22 protein-coding genes are annotated in these 18,036 nt (G+C 65.6%); 8 read left to right on the top strand and 14 right to left on the bottom strand.

Annotation, left to right across the window (positions count from 1 at the left end; genetic code table 11):
* Positions 1 to 31 precede the first annotated feature (31 nt).
* Together A5686_RS11750 and A5686_RS11755 are read left to right on the top strand one after the other, a co-directional pair.
* Complete coding sequence (locus A5686_RS11750; RefSeq protein WP_067934239.1) at positions 32 to 724, top strand: cutinase family protein; 693 nt, start codon at positions 32 to 34, stop codon at positions 722 to 724.
* A 218-nt stretch (positions 725 to 942) separates the two neighbouring features.
* Entirely contained in the window at positions 943 to 1,584 is a 642-nt protein-coding gene (locus A5686_RS11755; protein ID WP_067934241.1) for a carboxymuconolactone decarboxylase family protein, read from the top strand.
* Positions 1,585 to 1,828: 244 nt separating this feature from the next.
* Here the strand turns inward: A5686_RS11755 and A5686_RS26605 are convergent, their stop codons facing one another.
* On the bottom strand, positions 1,829 to 2,035 hold the full coding sequence (locus A5686_RS26605) for a hypothetical protein (RefSeq protein ID WP_156750043.1): 207 nt from the start codon (positions 2,033 to 2,035) through the stop codon (positions 1,829 to 1,831).
* A gap of 253 nt (positions 2,036 to 2,288) precedes the next feature.
* Between A5686_RS26605 and A5686_RS11760 the strand changes: the two genes are divergently transcribed.
* Positions 2,289 to 3,137, top strand: a complete 849-nt coding sequence (locus tag A5686_RS11760; protein WP_067934242.1) for a family 16 glycosylhydrolase — start codon at positions 2,289 to 2,291, stop codon at positions 3,135 to 3,137.
* A 16-nt stretch (positions 3,138 to 3,153) separates the two neighbouring features.
* Here A5686_RS11760 and A5686_RS11765 read toward each other — a convergent pair whose 3' ends face one another.
* From A5686_RS11765 to A5686_RS11805, 9 genes are all read right to left on the bottom strand, one after another.
* Positions 3,154 to 3,996, bottom strand: a complete 843-nt coding sequence (locus tag A5686_RS11765; protein ID WP_067934244.1) for an SAM-dependent methyltransferase — start codon at positions 3,994 to 3,996, stop codon at positions 3,154 to 3,156.
* A gap of 30 nt (positions 3,997 to 4,026) precedes the next feature.
* Entirely contained in the window at positions 4,027 to 4,701 is a 675-nt protein-coding gene (locus A5686_RS11770; protein WP_067934246.1) for a hypothetical protein, read from the bottom strand.
* A 298-nt stretch (positions 4,702 to 4,999) separates the two neighbouring features.
* Entirely contained in the window at positions 5,000 to 5,836 is an 837-nt protein-coding gene (locus tag A5686_RS11775) for a class I SAM-dependent methyltransferase (protein WP_067934247.1), read from the bottom strand.
* A 28-nt stretch (positions 5,837 to 5,864) separates the two neighbouring features.
* Positions 5,865 to 6,509: a heme-binding protein gene (locus tag A5686_RS11780; protein ID WP_082947603.1), complete on the bottom strand. Its 645-nt coding sequence runs from the start codon at positions 6,507 to 6,509 to the stop codon at positions 5,865 to 5,867.
* A gap of 515 nt (positions 6,510 to 7,024) precedes the next feature.
* The gene (locus A5686_RS11785) at positions 7,025 to 8,479 is read right to left on the bottom strand and encodes an aldehyde dehydrogenase (RefSeq protein ID WP_067934249.1); all 1,455 of its coding nucleotides are present in this window, start codon (positions 8,477 to 8,479) and stop codon (positions 7,025 to 7,027) included.
* 102 nt (positions 8,480 to 8,581) lie between these two features.
* Positions 8,582 to 8,992 carry a VOC family protein gene (locus A5686_RS11790; protein WP_067934251.1) on the bottom strand — a complete coding sequence of 137 codons (411 nt, stop codon included), beginning with the start codon at positions 8,990 to 8,992 and terminating at the stop codon, positions 8,582 to 8,584.
* A 9-nt stretch (positions 8,993 to 9,001) separates the two neighbouring features.
* Positions 9,002 to 9,445, bottom strand: coding sequence for a helix-turn-helix transcriptional regulator (locus A5686_RS11795; RefSeq protein ID WP_067934252.1), 444 nt, complete (start codon positions 9,443 to 9,445; stop codon positions 9,002 to 9,004).
* A gap of 14 nt (positions 9,446 to 9,459) precedes the next feature.
* Positions 9,460 to 10,362: an NAD(P)-dependent oxidoreductase gene (locus A5686_RS11800; protein ID WP_067934254.1), complete on the bottom strand. Its 903-nt coding sequence runs from the start codon at positions 10,360 to 10,362 to the stop codon at positions 9,460 to 9,462.
* 85 nt (positions 10,363 to 10,447) lie between these two features.
* On the bottom strand, positions 10,448 to 11,632 hold the full coding sequence (locus A5686_RS11805; protein WP_067934256.1) for an acyl-CoA dehydrogenase family protein: 1,185 nt from the start codon (positions 11,630 to 11,632) through the stop codon (positions 10,448 to 10,450).
* Between the two features lie 76 nt (positions 11,633 to 11,708).
* Between A5686_RS11805 and A5686_RS11810 the strand changes: the two genes are divergently transcribed.
* Both A5686_RS11810 and A5686_RS11815 read left to right on the top strand, forming a co-directional pair.
* Positions 11,709 to 12,089, top strand: coding sequence for an NYN domain-containing protein (locus A5686_RS11810; RefSeq protein ID WP_067934384.1), 381 nt, complete (start codon positions 11,709 to 11,711; stop codon positions 12,087 to 12,089).
* Positions 12,086 to 13,039, top strand: a complete 954-nt coding sequence (locus tag A5686_RS11815; RefSeq protein WP_067934258.1) for a nitronate monooxygenase family protein — start codon at positions 12,086 to 12,088, stop codon at positions 13,037 to 13,039. Before A5686_RS11810 ends, A5686_RS11815 begins: the two co-directional genes overlap by 4 nt.
* On the opposite strand, the gene A5686_RS11820 is transcribed toward A5686_RS11815, so the two are convergent.
* Positions 13,036 to 13,230: a hypothetical protein gene (locus A5686_RS11820; protein ID WP_067934260.1), complete on the bottom strand. Its 195-nt coding sequence runs from the start codon at positions 13,228 to 13,230 to the stop codon at positions 13,036 to 13,038. The two genes, A5686_RS11815 and A5686_RS11820, sit on opposite strands and share 4 nt — an antisense overlap.
* Before the next feature lie 91 nt (positions 13,231 to 13,321).
* On the bottom strand, positions 13,322 to 13,816 hold the full coding sequence (gene tpx / locus A5686_RS11825; protein ID WP_067934262.1) for a thiol peroxidase: 495 nt from the start codon (positions 13,814 to 13,816) through the stop codon (positions 13,322 to 13,324).
* 111 nt (positions 13,817 to 13,927) lie between these two features.
* Between tpx and A5686_RS11830 the strand changes: the two genes are divergently transcribed.
* A complete protein-coding gene (locus A5686_RS11830; protein ID WP_067934263.1) occupies positions 13,928 to 14,878 on the top strand; it encodes a GlxA family transcriptional regulator in 951 nt (316 codons plus the stop codon).
* 18 nt (positions 14,879 to 14,896) lie between these two features.
* Positions 14,897 to 15,640 carry a DJ-1/PfpI family protein gene (locus A5686_RS11835; protein WP_067934265.1) on the top strand — a complete coding sequence of 248 codons (744 nt, stop codon included), beginning with the start codon at positions 14,897 to 14,899 and terminating at the stop codon, positions 15,638 to 15,640.
* A 317-nt stretch (positions 15,641 to 15,957) separates the two neighbouring features.
* On the opposite strand, the gene A5686_RS11840 is transcribed toward A5686_RS11835, so the two are convergent.
* Entirely contained in the window at positions 15,958 to 16,434 is a 477-nt protein-coding gene (locus A5686_RS11840) for a nuclear transport factor 2 family protein (RefSeq protein ID WP_067934267.1), read from the bottom strand.
* Positions 16,435 to 16,492: 58 nt separating this feature from the next.
* Here A5686_RS11840 and A5686_RS11845 point away from each other — a divergent pair, with 58 nt between their 5' ends.
* Positions 16,493 to 17,266, top strand: coding sequence for an SDR family oxidoreductase (locus A5686_RS11845; protein WP_067934269.1), 774 nt, complete (start codon positions 16,493 to 16,495; stop codon positions 17,264 to 17,266).
* Between the two features lies 1 nt (position 17,267).
* Here the strand turns inward: A5686_RS11845 and A5686_RS11850 are convergent, their stop codons facing one another.
* Positions 17,268 to 18,035, bottom strand: coding sequence for a YqjF family protein (locus A5686_RS11850; RefSeq protein WP_067934271.1), 768 nt, complete (start codon positions 18,033 to 18,035; stop codon positions 17,268 to 17,270).
* Between the last annotated feature and the right edge of the window lies 1 nt (position 18,036).

Below are 18,036 nucleotides of genomic sequence, written 5' to 3' on the forward strand. Positions count from 1 at the left end.
GCGGGGAGCGGGTTCGTTTTACCATCATCGTGTGCGCGCCTTGCTTATCCGCAAATTTGCTGGTGTCGGCCTCGCCGCGGTCATGGCCGCGGCCGCCTTGATGCTGCCCGCCGCGGCGTTCCCCCCGGGGACGCCGGGGGCGGTACCTTCCGCGGCGGCGGCGAACTGCCCGCCGATACAGATCGTGTTCGCCCGCGGCCGTAACGAATCGCCCGGGCCGGGTGTGCTGGGTAACGCGTTCATCAGCGATGTGCGCAGCAAGGTGAACAGGACAGTCGGCGTCTACGCCGTGCGATACCCGGCCGATACCGAGGTCGCCCAGGGCGCCAACGACATGAGCCACCACGTCCAGGACATGGTCAACAACTGCCCTGACACCCGCCTGGTGCTGGGCGGCTACTCGCTGGGCGCGGCGGTCACCGACGTCGTCCTGGCAGCGCCCATCGGCGCGTTCGGATTCGACAGCCCGCTACCGCCCGGCGTCGATCAGCACATCGCCGCCGTCGCATTGTTCGGCAACGGAAGCCAATGGGTGGGTCCGATCACCAACTTCAACCCGACCTACAACGACCGGACCATCGACTTGTGCCATGGCGCCGATCCCATCTGCAACCCCGCCGACCCGAACACCTGGAAGCAGAATTGGCCACAACACCTCGCGGGCGCCTACATCGACGCTGGCATGGCCAACCAGGCGGCGGACTTCGTCGCCAGCAGGCTCTGACCCACGTCGCCGCGGTCGCGCTACTTGGCTGGCGCACGGGCGGTGCTTCCCTCCGGCCAATAGGTAAGCCTGCAAACGGCTAGCGCATGCGCTAGCGAGTTCGCTGGGCGGAAAATGGTCGGCGGCCGGTCACTGCAGCGAACACGGCGCCGCAGCGGGAGATCTTACGATCGAAGCAATCTGCATTGTCATCGTGCCGCCAGCCGAGAGGAGTCGTAATGCCGCGTCTGAAGCCGATCCCGCGGGATGAGGTCAGCGACGAATTCACGCGAAAGATGTACGACTTCATGTTCGGCGATCGTGATCCGGTGGCCGACCCGGGCACTATCGGTGGTACTCCCGGCAACTGGTGGACAGTGATGGCGCACTCGCCCGCCGCCCTGCGCCATGCCGTGCGTGGCTTCCGCCTCTACCGCGAAGAGGTCTCCATCCGGGCCGATCACCGCGAGTTGGGCCAGATCCGGGCGGGCTGGGTGGTCGGCAGCCAGTTCGTCTTCTCGCAACACTGCAAGGCGTGCCGGTCGGCGGGATTATCCGAGGAGAAAATAGCGGCCATACCGTCCTGGGAGACCGCCGACTGTTTCGATCGCACCGAACGGCTGTTGCTGGCCTACGCGGATTGCCTTGCGGGCCAACATGGTCGGGTGCCCGAGCAGTTGTTCAATCAGTTGCGGGAAATCTTCACCGATACCGAGATCCTCGAATTCACCTACACCACCACCATGTACGTGATGCATGCAATCATGTCCCGAGCATTACGGCTGGAATTCGACGACGTCGACGACCCGATCGTCGAGGTTGACGATCCCGACGGCGGCGGTGTCCTCGACATCGGCGCCGCGACGTCCGGGCGGGACTGACGTCGGCGAGACGGACGGCGACTCGGAGCCGCCGCCTGTGGTCCGGCCTGAGCTGCGCGTGCACACAGACGCGATGCCCTTGGACGTCGGCGGCTGCGCACTAAAGTTACTCGGCAAGCGGTAGCACCGGAAAAATGTACTGAATCAGAACTCACCCGGCCCTCGCGGCCGGCAGGTGATTGGCGGCGCTACGGTTTATCGGCGCCTGGTGTGATAGAGATCAGCACAAATTCCGCCGGCCAATTCAGGCCGGAGTATTGGTGCCCGAGTACGACTTGAAGTCGCGGACCATCGCAGTGACCGGGTTGCCCGATGCGGCGGCGCGCTGGCGGGCACGGAAAGAGGGATGGCGACGAACTGCGTCATTGCGCTCGCGCTCACGTCGCTGAGCTGCTTTCCACAGCGGATGGGACTGAAGGAAAATAACCGTGCCTTCTGATTTGTTCGCCACGATCGTCACTCCTCTCAGACCACCCGCAAAGCTACAACAGTGGTTATCGGATCGTGATTCCAGAATGCCCGTCGAATCCTGAGACCAAACCACCTGCCAAGATGAGAATTGGCCGTGAATTTGCGAGCGTAATCCGTTGCCACTGCCGTGCTGTCGTCCGTGCTTGTCCGACCGCGATCTGAACGATAGCGGCAGCCGCCGACAAATCGCCGTTTTAACCATCTGCACGGTTGGCTGCTAGGGTTCCTTGCTTATGCCGGAGATCGATCGCCGCCGCATGATTTTGACAACCGGGATAGGCGTGCTGGCAGCCGCGCTGCCAACCCCGACAGCCTGGGCCTACCCGTCCCGACAGGATGAGCCTGCCGGGCGGATACCGCCGCCCGCGGCGCCCAGCGGCCAGTCCGGTCACTACATCTTCGCCGATGAATTCGACGGTCCGGCCGGCTCGGCCCCCGATGCTTCCAAGTGGGCGGTCGCAAAAGCCCGCGAGACGATCAAGGATCCGACGTATTGGGAGCTGCCCGAGCACATCGGGCAGTACCGCGACGATCGCCGCAATGTGTTCGTCGATGGCAATTCCAACCTCGTCCTGCGCGCCGCCAAGGATGGGCCCACCTATTTCAGCGGCAAGGTGCAGAGCCTGTGGCGCGGCGGCGTAGGCCATACCTGGGAATCCCGGATCAAGCTGAACTGCCTCACCGCCGGCGCATGGCCTGCTTACTGGCTGGGCAACGACGACCAGGGTGAGATCGACGTCATGGAGTGGTACGGCAACGGCAACTGGCCGTCGGCCACCACCGTGCACGCCAAAGCCAACGGTGGCGAGTGGAAGACCCACAACATCGCGGTGGACAGCGCCTGGCACACCTGGCGCTGCCAGTGGGATGAGGCGGGTATCCGCTTCTGGAAGGACTACTCCGACGGTGCACAGCCGTACTTCGACGTGCCGGCGAGTTCGCTGCCGGATTGGCCGTTCAACGGAGCGGGCTACACGGTGTATCCCGTGTTCAACCTCGCGGTGGCCGGTTCCGGTGGCGGCGACCCCGGGGCAGGAAGTTACCCCGCCGACATGCTCATCGACTGGATACGCGTCTGGTAGGTGAGCGCGCGAGCGTCTAGGGGGTAAGCAGAGCAACCGCAGACGTGGGTATGCCGCCCGGACGGCGCAAATCCACGGGCAGCCAGGCAAGTGGGCGCATCCAGATGGGTAAGCGGTGGAGCCGGTTGGCGGCAACCAATAGCGATTCCACGTCGGCCGCTCGCCAGCCCAGGTCTTCGAAGAAGGCCAGCCCGTTGTCGGGTGCGAACTTGAATGGCGCGTTTTCTGAGATTCCGGCGACGTTCTTGTTGATCCTCTTCTTCAGGCCCGGAAAGGCGAAATCGAGCATCCACCACGCGACCTCGGGACGTTTGATCGCGTCCGAAAGCGCCGCGACGTCGGAGGGCTCCAGGTACATCGACAGCCCCTCGGTCAGCACGAAGGCCTTTGTCGCGCCGTCAAGCGCTTCGTTGAGGAAGGCGTCTCGGGCGTGCTGGTCGGCGAGGTCGACCGCTTTGCGAGTTAGCCGGCAGCGCGGGGTCTGATCGGCAAGTACTTCCGTCTTCTCCGCGAGCAGCTTGGGTAGGTCGGCCTCGAACCAGGTGAGATCGGACGGAAGGTCCAGGCGATACGGCCGGGCATCCAGGCCGGCGGCCAGATTCAGAACGCGGTCACAGCCGTGCGCGAGCGCGTCGGCGATCGCGTCGTCGATTTTCTTGGTGCGTGCGACCAGCCACCAACCACTGCGATCCGTCCACGGAACTTTTTCGACGATCGCTCGGCCCTGTTCACCGGCGAGGCGTTCCGCGAGTGGGTCACGGAACAGCGCGTCGGGCCGGGCCGACTCGGTCGCGCGGTGTAGCGCCGTCCACCGAGCCGTATCGGAAACATGGGTGATCGTGTGCCCTGGGCTAGACATACGTTGGGTTATAGCAGCACCGCCGCCGCCTTACTGACCGGCCCTGCCTCCCGCGAACCAGGCCTCCGCCACGGTGCGGGTCGCAGGCGGTGGAAGGACGGCATCCGGTGCGCCCAGGCGGCCGACTTTGACAGTCCACACCGGCGATGAGCGGTCGATGCAGGTTCCCGCGCCCTGGCTGGGCAGCCACAACACGGCCGGGTCGCTCCCGCCGCCGCGGCCGCATCCGTAGACGCCGACATACCCGTCGGCACGCCCGCCCCACGCGCCGCCGTTGCGCAGCAGGCAGCGCGTCCCGTCGTCAAGGGCGAGCGCGAACGGGTCCGGCTCGGCGGTCGCGTGCACGGGCGGAAGCTGGCGATCTAAGAGCACCCGGTGCATCTGCAGGTCCCACGGATTGTCCACGCACAGAAGGGATCCCGGCGTCGAGGGCCAGCAGGTGCCGGCTCCGGCCGCGCTCGGCGAACAGTAGTAGACGTTGTCGGCAACCGCCGACGGCGACGGTTCCGAGCAGTCGCTGGCCTGCGCTACGGTGCCCGGCCCGGATGCCACTTTGTAGCCGTTGATCGCTTCGCCGCCGGGCCCGACGGCCATTACGGTAATCACGTCGGTGGCCGGTGGATTGGCGAACGCGGTTCCGCGCTGCAGGAAAGCGGCCACCGCGATCATGGGAATCAATACGAGAACATGCCGCGACGTCTTCATCGAGCGCACCTCCGGTCGAGCGGGCCCCCTTTGTGCAGGGTAGAACGCCCGCGCGTGCTGGGGGTACGGTGCGCTAATTGACCGGACGAAACCGTCGCTTCCTGCTTCGCGGAACGACCTACCGGACGCATCGGCCAGGGCACTTTCGAACTGAGTTAGGGAGGCGATCCCCGATCTCGGCGACGGCGAGGCGCTCGTGCGCGTCGACCGGATTTCGCTCGACCCCACCAACCGCATGTGGATCATGCTGTTCGACGGCAAGAACGTCGGCCCGCTGGTGGTCAAGATCTACTGACGCTCAACCGAATTCGAGTAGCGCATAGATCCCGCGGTAGGGCTTCAGCGGCGGGAACCGCCACAGCGCGGGGTACAGCGTTCCGAAGAACACGCCCCGCCCCGGAGGCATCGGCACATCGTGCACGGCGCGGATTCCGGGCGTGGTGTGCGCCCACTTCGCCAATTGCCGCACCGAGAGGCTGAACGGCATCGGCGGCACCCGGTAGCGCTTGGACGAACGCAGCCCCCTTCGCGCGATGCGCTTGACGATCGTCGGCGGTAGGTCGAAAAACATCTGGCCGCCGGGAAAGGCTTCGGCGCACCGGGCGATCAGTCCCAGCGCCTCGTGGGGCTGCAGGTACATCAACAGGCCTTCGGCGGTGATGAACATACCGTTGCCGGCGTCGACCTTGTCGATCCAGCCGTAGTCGAGGGCAGATTGTGCGAGATGGGTGATGCGCCCGGAACGCGGCAGCAGGTGCTGCCGAATTTTGACGACCGGAGGCAAGTCGACCGAGACCCAGGTGAATTCCGGGTCGGGCAGTGCGCGGTCCAGTCGCCAAAAGGACGTCTGGAAGCCTTCGGCGAGCGCGACGACGGTTGCCCGGGGGTGCGCGGTGAGGTAGTCGATCGCGCATCGGTCCACGGCCAGCGAGCGCAGCGCCATCTCCTGGCCCTTGCGTCCGAACTTTTCGAAGTCGAAGTCGATGGACTCGACGAGCCTGATCGCCATCGGGTCGTCGATGATCGGGTCCGGGTGCCCGGCCTGGTATGCCCTTCCGTAGAGGGTGAGCAGCGCCGTTTCCGACACACCGGTCAGCTGCCCGGCATCCACGCGCGGGTCCTCTCGAGGATTCATCTCGCCAAACGTAGCCCGGCCGTGCCGGCTAGTCGGGCACGGACGCCGGATCGACGGCGACGCTGATCTCGTTGCGGCGCCGCATCGGTACCGTCCACGGTGGGTCGTAGAACCAGGCTTCGGGATCTCCGCACGGTTGAATCCCCCTGTCCCGCAATATGTTCAACAGCTGGCCCGTGCGAGCGGTGACGGCCTTGGGGCTGCGGTCGCCGCTGAATCGCAGCACCGCCACGGTCGCGGCCGACACAGTGACCAGACGGACTCGGTCATCGTTGGGCGCAGGAAGGGTCTCCATCGTCCACTCGGCGGGCATGAAAAACCGGATTGCCCAACCGCTCTCGGCACCGGCGGATTGGGCGACGGGTGCGGTCATCGCTATCCGCTCGCCGCCCCGGCTGGACTGCTGGCTGACCGGTGCCGTCATCGAGATTGATTGATCGCGCCGATTACCGCCGAAAATGTATCCCGCCAATCGCCGGAACCCTTCGTTGCGGGCGCGGTTCTCGTCGGCGTCGACAACCGTCTCGGCGGCGATCCGCGGACCGTAGCGGCGGATCTCGACGGTGTCGGTGAGGCGACGGCAGGTGTACTCGGGCTCCTCGGTGCCCACCCGGATGCCGCCCACCGCCAGGACGGACTCGGCAACCTGCTCGGCGAACCTGATCGGATTCATGATGGGCCCCTTCCTCGAGTCAAGCGGCCGGACGCGGCCCACCAACGGCAGCGGGGGTACACGCCAGAGCGGATACCCGCAAGATGCTGCGGTCCAAGGCCCGCGACGGGATCGGTCATGTGAATTGACCCACCCGCGTCCTAGTGCCGCAAGGGAGGCCATTCCCTGATATCGGTGTCACCCGACCCTTGTCTTCCGCTGCGAAACCGGGGTTGCGCAATCTGTCGTCGCGCCGCGGTGTTGGGATCGGTAGCCGGTTCGCGCGCCTGTACTTAGCCAACAACGACGCCAGCGTGGCGGCGCCCCACGAAAGGAAGACAGCAATGAACATCGTGCCGACCAGCATCCAAGAACAGATCAACCGCGTCGATAGGCAACGAAGCCGGTACATCGGGATCAGCACCGGCCTGCTTGCGGTCTGCAGCTTTTCCGGCTGATCTGGATCCTCTACATCGGGATGACGTTCGGCTGGTTATTCGGCGCGATGGATTGACCCTAGGCCGCACCGAGAAAGCTCACAGCTGAGCCCAGACCGACTTCGTCTTGAGGTAGATCTCGAGGCCCTCTTTGCCGAACTCGTGGCCCCAACCGGACTGCTTGTAGCCGCCGAACGGCACATCGTGGTCGAAGACCAGCTGGCAGTTGACCTGGACGCTGCCGGCCTGCAGTCGCCTCATGATCCGGTGGGCCCGGCCGAGGTTCTCCGTCCACGCCGTGGCCGCCAGGCCGTAGCTGGTGTCGTTGGCCAGGGCCACGGCCTCGTCCTCGTCGTCGAACGGCAGGATGGTGACCACCGGCCCGAAGATCTCCTGCTGGTACAGCCGCATGCTGGTGTCGACGTTGGTGAGCACCGTCGGGTGCACGAAGTAGCCCTTGCGGTCCAGGCGGTGGCCGCCGGTGACCACCTCGACACCGTCCTTCTTGCCCTCGTCGATGAAGCCCATGACCCGGGTCAGCTGCTTCTCGCTGATCAGCGGCCCACTGACGCAGCCCTCCTCGCTGGGGGCGCCCAGCTTGAACGAATTCGCCATCATCGCAATGCCTTCCACGACCCGGTCGTAGACGCCTCGCTGGGCGAAGATGCGCGACCCGCACACGCAGCCCTGGCCGGAATGCACGAAGATGCCCAGCGACGCCATCATGATGGCGTTGTCCAGGTTGGCGTCGTCGAAGATCAGCACCGGGGATTTCCCGCCGAGTTCCAACGTGACCTTCTTCAGGTTGTCCGCCGATGCCCGGACGATCTCCTTGCCCACCTCGGTCGAGCCGGTGAAGGCGACCTTCTGGACATCGGGGTGCGCGGTGATCGCGGCGCCCGCGGTGTGGCCGTAACCGGTCAGCAGGTTGACGACGCCCTCGGGCACGCCGGCCTCGTGGACGAGCCTGTCCAACAGCAGCGCCGAAAGCGGCGTCTCCTCGGCCGGCTTGACGAGCAGGCTGCCGCCGGCGGCCAGGGCCGGCGCGAGCTTGGCGCTGGCGTTGAAGATCGGGCCGTTCCACGGAAAGATCAGGCCCACCACGCCGTACGGCTCTTTGAGGGTGTAGGCGTGCATGTTGACGTACTTGTCGGTCGCGATTCCGTCGGTCTTCACGTCGTACGCAACACCATTGATCTTCGAACACCAACCGGCGTAGTAACGGAAGAACTCCGAACAGGTCGACATCTGTAATTGGGCCTGCAGCAACGGCATTCCCGTGTTGAGTGAGTCGAGCTGAGCGAACTCCTCGGCGTGTTCGTCGATCAGCTCCCCGATTCGCCACAAAATCTTGGCCCGTTCACGGCCCGGAAGCTCTGACCAGACGCCCGACTCGAAAGCCTCCTTCGCCCGTGTTACGGCGTCGTTGACCGCCTCTTGCCCGCAGTCGGTGAATTCGGTGATCGTCTCCTCGGTCGCGGGATCGATGACCGAGATGACGTCACCCGTTCCGGGACGCTTGCGAAGGTCGTCCAATACCGCCTGCACCGTCATCTGATCCCTTTCGTATCGCCAGTCGTGACGCCGGGCGCCTGATGCGCTCAGTGCTGAGCACTTGCTTAGCATTGTGCACACGGCTGGTCAAGCATCATCCGCTTAGCGCAGTTCTTGGATGCGAATGAGATTTCCCGCGGGATCGCGGACTGCGCAGTCGCGGAGCCCGTACGGCTGGTCGGTCGGCTCCTGGACGATGTCGACATCGCCGGCCTGCAGCCGTTCGAAGGTGCCATCGAGGTCCTTGGTGGCCAGCAGCAGCGTGGCGTAGCTGCCCTTGGCCATCATCTCGGCGATGGTGCGACGCTCATCGTCGGTGATGCCCGGGTTGGCGGCCGGCGGGTTCAAGACGATGGATGTGTCCGGCTGGTTCGGCGGGCCGACCGTGATCCAGCGCATCGTCCCCTTGCCGATGTCGAGACGAACTTCGAACCCGAGGACGTCGCGGTAAAAGGCAAGCGAAGATTCCGGGTCCTCGTGGGGAAGGAAGCTCGAGTGAATGGTGATGTCCATGCGGTCAGGCTAGGTGTGGTCCGAGGCAGACGCTTCTCGATTTCTGATCGGTCTCGTCACGTGTTTGGCCACGCATGGCGGCATTCCCGCCAGCGCGTCCGGCGATCGGCGGTACACGCTGGGCGGCACCCCGACCAATTCGGTGAATCGGGTGCTGAAGGTGCCCAACGACGAACACCCGACCGCGAAGCACACCTCGGTGACGCTCAGGTCGTCGCGCCGCAGCAGGGCCATCGCGCGCTCGATGCGTCGCGTCATCAGATAGGAATACGGCGATTCGCCGTAGGCGCGCCGGAATTCGCGGCTGAGGTGGCCGGCGGACATGTGCACGCCACGCGCGAGGGCTGCGACGTCCAACGGCTGGGTGTAGTCCCGGTCGATGCGGTCCCGCACGCGGCGCAACAGGGCCAGCGTGTGCAGACGCTGCGCCGCCGACTCGGATGTGCGGGTCACCTCGGATGCCGCCCCTACACGCCGACGAGCTCCGGGTGGAATTTCGCCGCCATGCGCCGAATTCCGTCGCGCCAGTCGACCGAGGTGCCGCCGATGAGTTCGTGCATCCGGTCGACCGTGGTGGGATTGCCGCGCAGCGCTTGTTCGCTCGGCTCGAAGATCGGCTCCGTGCCGACGAGCGAGCCGAGGTAGTCGCACCACTCCTGCAGGCTCACCGTCTGGTCGCCGCACCAGTTGACCGTGGTCGCCGGGATCGACGCGACCTCGAGGAGCTTGGGAATGGTCGCGATGATGTCGTCCTCGTGAATCGGGTTGTAGCGGGCGGGCTCACCGGGTGGGACGGGAATCGGGATGCCGCCCAGCATCATCTCCATGTGATAGAACGGCCATCCGCCGTTGTCGCCGTACGGGACGTTGAGGCGGGCGATCGTGGTGGGCATGCCAACGATGCGCGCCACTGATCGGGCGACCACCTCCCCGGCGATCTTGGAAATGGAATAGGTCGGAAACAGCGGCTTGTGGTTGTCGCCGAGGGCGGACCGCTCGCTGCGGGGGTCGTCGTCCGGCGGGTCATATACGGCGGCTGAGGAGCAGTGCAGAAAGGCCTTCGCGTTGCGGCAGTGGGCCATCAGCAGGCCGACCGACTCCGCGTTGGCCGCCAAATCTTTGTCCCAGCTTCCGCTCTTGGCCACCGCCAAGTTGAGGACATAGTCGAAATCTGTTGGCAGAGCAGTGAAGTCACCGACCGCCAGATTCACCTTCTCGCAATGAATCCCAGACTTCTCGAGGCTTTCTCGCGCGGCGGGATCGTTGAATCGGGCGATTCCCCAAACCTCGTTATCGGCGGCAAGGGCCCGGGCGATGGGGGTGGCAATTTGACCAGTTGGACCGGTGATCAGAATTTTTGAGCCGCGCATGCGCGCAATGGTAGCGAGGACCTGTCACCGTACCTAGATACGACGCCGCACCAATGGCGCCGGGTGGCTGACCGGCATTAGCGATTTAGAGCCCGGGCTGATCTTCGATGATGCCCAGCCAGATCTGCGCCACGTCGATGGCGACTTTCTCGCTGATGAAGGCGTGCTGGGTTCCGGTGTAGATGTCACGGAAGGCGCGCTCGAGCCGGCTGCCCTCACGGATCGAGCTGGTCCCGGCGACCAAATGCGCCCATTCGGCACAGCTACGGGCCGTGTCGGTGGCGTAGACGGCGGCCACCCGCATGTCGGCGCGTAGCGCCGGTGTCAGGTCCTCCCCGGACCCGACCGCCGCCTCGGCGCTGGTGAACGCGTCGAGGACCAAGAGGCGGGCCGCACGCCAGGCCGCGCGGTGATGCGCCAGGCCCTTCTGGAAGGTGGGGCGGCTGGCCAGCGACGCCATGTCGCTCATCCGAAACTTGGTCGCGGCCAGCTCTTGGACATCGTCGAGCATGCTCTTGGCCACCCCCAGCGCCCAAGACGCGTGCCCGGCGGCGGTCACCGGCATCAGTCCCATCCGGGTTGCCGGCGATGTCCCACGATAGGGCTGACGCACGAACAGTTCGAACGTGCGGCTCTCGGGAACGAACACGTCCTGAGCGCTGTAGTCGTAGGAACCGGTTCCCTTCAGCCCTTGCACGAACCAGCCGTCGTTGAAACTGATCTCCGCCCGCGGAATCAGGGCCACTCGCATTTCGGGCAAACCCTCACTGATCCAACGCATCTCGCCGTCATCCATCGGCAGGAAGCCGGCCGCAACGTATTCCGAGTGCCCGATGCCCGAACCGAAGTTCCATGCGCCGGTCACCCGGTAGCCGCCGTCGACGGCGGCGCCTTGTCCGTTGGGAAAGAACTGACCTCCCATGGCGACCCGGTTGTCATGCGCGGTAAACACTTCGGCGAAGCCTTCGTCGGGTAAGTACACCGCCGCGGCGAAGGACGATGGCAGATTGGCAATACCTACCCAACCGAATGACCCGTCTTGCCAAGCCATTTCGATCCAGGTCTCGATCATTTCGGTGAAGGACGGCTCGATACCGCCGGCAACGACCGGGTTGAATGCCGACATCAGCCCACTGGCCCACATCGCGTCGACGATTGCCGGGGTGAGGGTGCGCATCCGCTCGGATTCGGCGGCTTCGGCGCGCACCAGGTCGCGCATACCGCGAGCCAGTGCGACAACCCGGTCTGCTGTGTCGGCGATCGAGGTCATGAGGGTGACCGTATCAACCACTGAGGGCTTGAAGAATGGAAATCACGCGTCGTGCCATGTCGTTTACGGTGTGGTTGTGCGGTGGATCGTCGACGCCATGAATGTCATCGGAAGTCGTCCCGATGGCTGGTGGAAAGATCGCGACGGTGCAATGGTCAGATTGGTAAAAGGACTGGATCGATGGGCGTTGGGTCAAGGAGAAACGGTGACAGTGGTTTTTGAACGACCGCCGTCGGCGGCCGTCACTTCATCGGTGGTTGAGGTCGCGCACCCACCCAGGGCGGCCGCGAATTCGGCCGACGACGAGATCGTCCGGCTTGTCGCGGGCGACCCTGCCCCGCACGACATTCGGGTCGTGACATCCGACAGGGCGTTGACCGAGCGAGTGCGAAGCCTCGGGGCATCCGTCCAGCGCTCGGAAAGTTTCCGCGACCTGATCGATCCGCGGCACCGATGACCACCGGCAACCCGAGCGCCGCGCCCAACCGGGTCTGCGCCCTTGCGCACATCGACATCCCGATCATCCAGGCGCCGATGACTTACATCGCCGGCGCTCAGCTGGCCGCCGCGGTGTCGAATGCCGGTGGGCTGGGAATCATCGAGACCACCTCGGACCAGGGCCGAGCCGACCTGCGACGGGTGCGCGAGCTGACCGGCGGCGCCGTCGGGGCGAACATCGCGTTGCTGTTCAACCGTGACCCGGCGATGTTGGAATTGCTTGTCGCCAACAACGTTCGGTTCGTGACCACTTCGGCCGGGAGCCCGTCGGTGTTCACCGAACGTCTGCACGACGCGGGCATCACGGTGTTCCATGTGGTGGGCACCCTGGCCGCGGCCAAAAAGGCCGTCGACGCCGGCGTGGATGGGCTGGTGGTCGAGGGCGTCGAAGGAGGCGGATTCAAGAATCGGTTTGGCGCGTCCACCATGGTGCTGCTGCCGTTGGTGGCGGCCCACGTGGACATCCCGATCGTGGCCGCCGGTGGGATCTGCGACGCGCGCTCCATGGCGGCCGCTTTCGTTCTGGGCGCGGAAGCGGTGCAGATGGGCACCCGGCTGCTTGCGTCCGCGGACTCGCCGGTGCACGGCAACCTCAAGCAAGCGGTCGTCGACGCCGACGAGACCGGCACAGTGATGCTCCCCCTGGACGGCACCCGAATGATGCGCGTCATCCGCACCCCTGCCGCCGAGCGCCTCGACACCGCGATGTCTGCCGAAGATGGGGCCGCGGCACTACAACGCGTGCAACGGCTGTACTTCGACGGCGACCTGGGCGCCAGCGTCGCCAACACCGGTCAGGTGGCGGGCCGTATACAGGACTTGCCGCCCGCCGCCGACATCATCAAGGAGACGTGGCGAGGCTGCCGCGCGGTGCTGGCTGCCACGTCGAAGCAAGTGGGCGAGCCCTAGCTCGGGTTGGCTTCCACCCCGGACGGACAGTGCACTTCGGCGTGTCGGAAGCCGGTCTGCCTGGCATCGACGTCGACGACCGACTGTGCCGCGCCCTTTGCCTTGATGGTCGTCTTGCTGCTACAGGCGGTCGGCGCGACGGTGACCAAGAGCAGCATGCCCGCTGCCAGGTAGCCGGTGGTACCCACCACGGGCTAACACGGCACGGCGACGAAACCACAGATCAAGGTTGGCAAACCTGGTGCGCTGCAAACGCGCACCAAGCCGCCCGACGGAAAGAAATCAGCCCGCCGCCGCCAGCGCCGCGTCGTAGTTGGGCTCCTGCGCGATCTCGGGCACCAGTTCGGTGTAGGCGACGTTGCCGTCGGTGCCGATCACCACGATGGCCCGGGCGAGCAGTCCGGCCATTGGGCCGTCAGCGATTGTGACCCCGTAGTCATCGCCGAAGTTGTCGCGGAACGCCGACGCGCTCTTGACGTTCTCGATGCCCTCGGCGCCACAGAATCGCGCCTGCGCGAACGGCAGATCTTTTGACACGCACAACACCGACGCACCGCTCGCGGCGGCGCGCTCGTTGAAGGTCCGCACGCTGGCCGCGCACACCGGCGTGTCGATGGATGGAAAGATGTTGAGCACCAAGGGCTTACCGCTGAATTGCTCGCTGCTGACTGCGGCCAGATCGCCGCCGGTCAGACTGAAGGCCGGGGCTTTGGATCCGACGGCAGGCAGCTCGCCGACAGTATTGATCGGGTTTCCACGCAACGTTATCTGTGCCATGGGCAACAGTCTGCCAAGGCCGCCGTGGCCGTCATGGGGCAGGTCCCCATGTCCTGATTAGTGGGATACATGGCGTAGACGACACACCCCGGCGTGTCTAACACTTGATCCATGCCTCGCAAGGTGGTGATCGTCGGTTTCCCCGGCGTGCAGGCGCTCGATGTGGTGGGCCCTTATGACGTGTTCACCGGCGCATCGCTGTTGACGGGCGGCGGTTATGACGTCGCGATGGCCTCGGCGGGTGGGCAGCCGGTGCCGACGGCGACCGGGCTGGCGTTCGTGGCGACCCCGTTACCGGACCCGGATGACCCGATCGACACGGTCGTGCTGCCCGGCGGCGCCGGCGTCGACGCCGCCCGTTCCGACGCCGAGCTTCTCGCCTGGATCAAGTCCGTCGCCACACGTGCGCGGCGCATCGTGACGGTGTGCACCGGCGCGTTTCTCGCGGCCGAGGCGGGACTGCTGGACGGGCAACGGGTGACCACCCATTGGGCCTTCGCCGAGCGGTTGGCCGATGAATTCCCCGCCATCGACGTCGATGCCGACCCGATCTTCGTGCGGAGCTCGGACACCGTATGGACCGCCGCGGGTGTCACCGCCGGCATTGATCTCACGCTCGCGTTGATCGAGGACGACCACGGCACCGAACTCGCCCAGACGGTCGCGCGCTGGCTCGTGCTGTATCTGCGCCGACCGGGTGGGCAGACGCAGTTCGCGGCGCCGGTGTGGATGCCGCGGGCGAGGAGGGACTCGATCCGCGAGGTGCAGGAGACGATCGAGGCCGAGCCGGGCGGCCCGCACAGTATCGATGATCTGGCTCGCCGGGCCGCGATGAGCCCGCGCCACTTCACGAGGGTGTTCACCGCCGAAATCGGTGAGGCGCCGGGCCAATACGTCGAACGCATCCGCACCGAAGCCGCGCGCCGGCAATTAGAGGAGACCGACGACACCGTCGTCGCGATCGCCGCCCGGTGTGGCTTCGGCACGGCGGAAACCATGCGGCGCAATTTCCTTCGTCGCGTTGGTATTTCGCCCGACCAATACCGCAAGGCCTTCGCCTGATACCGAAAGGACGAAACTATGACCCAAATCGCCATCGTGGCCTATCCGGGGTTCACCGCGCTGGACATGATCGGTCCGTACGAGGTGCTGCGCAACCTGCCGGACGCCGAGGTGCGCTTCGTGTGGCACGAAGCCGGGCCGATCACCGCGGACTCCGGCGTGTTGGTGATCGGCGCCACGCACTCGCTGGCCGAAACTCCCTCTCCCGACGTGATTCTCGTCCCCGGAGGCCCCTCGACGCCCGTCCACGCGCGGGACGAAGCGCTGCTCGACTGGTTGCGCCGGGCCCACCAGAGCGCGCGCTGGACGACCTCGGTGTGTTCCGGCTCGGTGATTCTGGCGGCCGCCGGGCTGCTCGAGGGCCGGCGCGCGACGTCGCACTGGCTGACCGTTCCCGCGCTCAAGGCGTTCGGCGCCGTCCCCGTGGCCGACGAACGAATCGTGCATCAGGACGACGTCGTCACCAGCGCCGGCGTGTCGGCCGGCCTCGACCTCGCGCTGTGGCTGGCCGGACAGATCGGCGGCGAAAGTCGAGCCAAGGCAATCCAACTCGCGCTCGAATACGACCCGCAGCCACCGTTCGACTCGGGCCACATGTCCAAGGCGTCGGCGACCACCAAGGCCGCGGCCACCGCGTTGCTATCCAAGGACAGCGTGAAGCCCGCCAACGTGAAGGCGACGACGTTGCTCGCCTGGGAGCAGGCGCTGAGCAAGGTCCGGTCGCGGCGACAAAGGCGCCAGCCGGATCGTTCCCCCGCCTAGGGCCGCCGACTGCGAGCCGCGAGCATCACGCATCTGCCGCAGGTTCGGCGGTGACCGGCAAGGGAAATAGGCGCCAGAACCTTTGGACTAGGGCGCGATCGCCGACGATGCGTAGCGACCCGGCCTCGCGGTTGCCGCGCTGAATCGCTGAGGTTTCCACCTGCAGCGGACCTGCAAATCGGTTGGACCAGGGTGCAGATGCGACGCTGGTCCGAGCCGGCACTTCACCGCGGCACCGTGAACGAGGACTCCGATTGGCGTCAGCATTCCGAAATGCCTTACCAATCAACATTTTCGGAGTCTATGGCCTTCAGGCGTCAAGCGCCGGGCTGCAGGATCTCGGTCGTTGCGAGCTGGCCGCCGGCCCGCATCCAGGCCGCGACCACGCCGGGAGCGTCACGGTCGGGGTTGTAGATGTCTTCCTCGCTGGAGAACAGGCCGTCTCCGGCGTAGACCAGCCGCGTCCAGTTCGGGAACCAAAACGGTTCGCCTTCCGGATCGGTCGGGTGGTCCAGCAGGTTCTTGATCATGAGGACGACGGCGTCATTGTCGTCGTCATGGGCGACCCAACCATTGGGAAAACGCATGTGCGGGAACGGCGCCATTACCGCAACGATCCAGTCGCGGACCGCTTCGCGCCCGTGAAAGACCCCGTAGTGATGCTCGGTGTAGACGACGTCCTCGGTGAACAGGTCCGCAAACGGCCGCCAATCGCCCGAAGCGCTGCACCCTTCGACGACTTTGGTGTAGTTGTCGACGGCGGTATCGATTTCTGCCCTGCTGAATTTGCCCATAGCGGACACACTAGAACGTGTTCCGGTTTCGGGGCGCTCGTATGAATGGGGATCTCGGATGAACAACGTGATGGACTTGTTTGGCCTACGCGGCAAGAGGGCGTTAATCACCGGGGCGTCCAGCGGCATCGGCAGGAAGGTGGCCCAGGCCTACGCGCAAGTCGGCGCCGACGTGGCCATCGCCGCCCGGAATGTCGAGGCCCTACAGAGCGTCGCCGACGAGCTGGCGGCGGACGGCGGCGGCAAGGTGGTGCCGATCCGATGCGACGTGACCCGTCCCGAACAGGTGAACAGCATGGTGGACCGGGTGATGGCCGAGCTGGGCGGCATCGACATCGCGGTCTGCAACGCCGGCATCATCACCGTCGTCCCGATGCTGGAGATGTCGCCCGATGAATTCCAGCGCATCCAGGACACCAATGTGACCGGCGTCTTCCTGACCGCGCAGGCGGCGGCCCGGGCGATGGTGGCCCAAGGGTGTGGCGGCGTCATCATCAACACCGCCTCGATGTCGGGCAGCATCATCAACGTCCCACAGCAGGTCGGCCACTACTGCACCTCCAAGGCGGCCGTCATCCACATGACCAAGGCGATGGCAGTCGAATTCGCGCCGCACAACATTCGGGTCAACAGTGTCAGCCCCGGTTACATCCTGACCGAGCTCGTCGAGCCGTTGACGGAGTATCACCGCCAATGGGAGCCGAAGATACCGCTCGGCCGCATCGGCCGCCCCGAAGAGCTCACCGGTCTGTACGTCTATTTGGCCAGCGAGGCGTCCAGCTATATGACCGGTTCGGACGTCGTGATCGACGGCGGATACAGCTGTCCGTAGATCACCCGACCAGCTGGGGGCGGCCGAAGCGCGTTCGGACACCCCAGGAATACAGCGCGCGCAATCGCTCACCGGCTGGCCGCACCCCGGCAGCCTGCACTAGTTCGCTGTCCAGCTGGACAATCTCGGCCGCGCGAAGCGGCCAGGGGTCGTGCTCGTTCGGTATCCACCACGTCCGCCCCGCCTTGCGGGTATGTGCACCCCAACGGGCGGTAAGCCACATCTCCAGGGGCGTCGGTTCGACCACATCACCGACGACGATCTCGAGCCGGCTGTGCAAGCCGCGGCGAGGCCATCGGCGCACGCTGTGATACACGACGCGGCAGCCGTCGCGCCGGATCCGCATCCTGGCCCAGGTGTACGGGACGCCAAGGCCGATGCGGGTGACTGGGACGACGGCCAAGCGCGCCGTCTCCAGCGACCGGAAAAGGACACCGTGGCGACCGGTGGCGTCGATCGAATAGAGACGGACGTTGGTCTCGAGGAAGCTACCGAAATACGGAAGCGGAAGTGTAGAGCCAACTTTCGTGGCGGACATGACGAACGGGACCAGCCCGACGTAGGTCAGCCCGTCGGCGAATATGTCGGGACGGGTGCCGGCCGGGTACATTGGTTCGACGCTTTCTGGACGCACGGGCCAATGGATGAAGGTCAGATCGCGCCAACGCTGATCGAACGTCACCGGCCCGGCAAGCGGCGGCGGGGTGAGCGGATACCCAGCGTGCGGTCCATCGGGGTCGGCGGCCAACGGGCCGGAAGTCTCGGTCATC

It is taken from the genome of Mycobacterium sp. E2479 (assembly GCF_001667925.1).
Taxonomy (GTDB): Bacteria; Actinomycetota; Actinomycetes; order Mycobacteriales; family Mycobacteriaceae; genus Mycobacterium.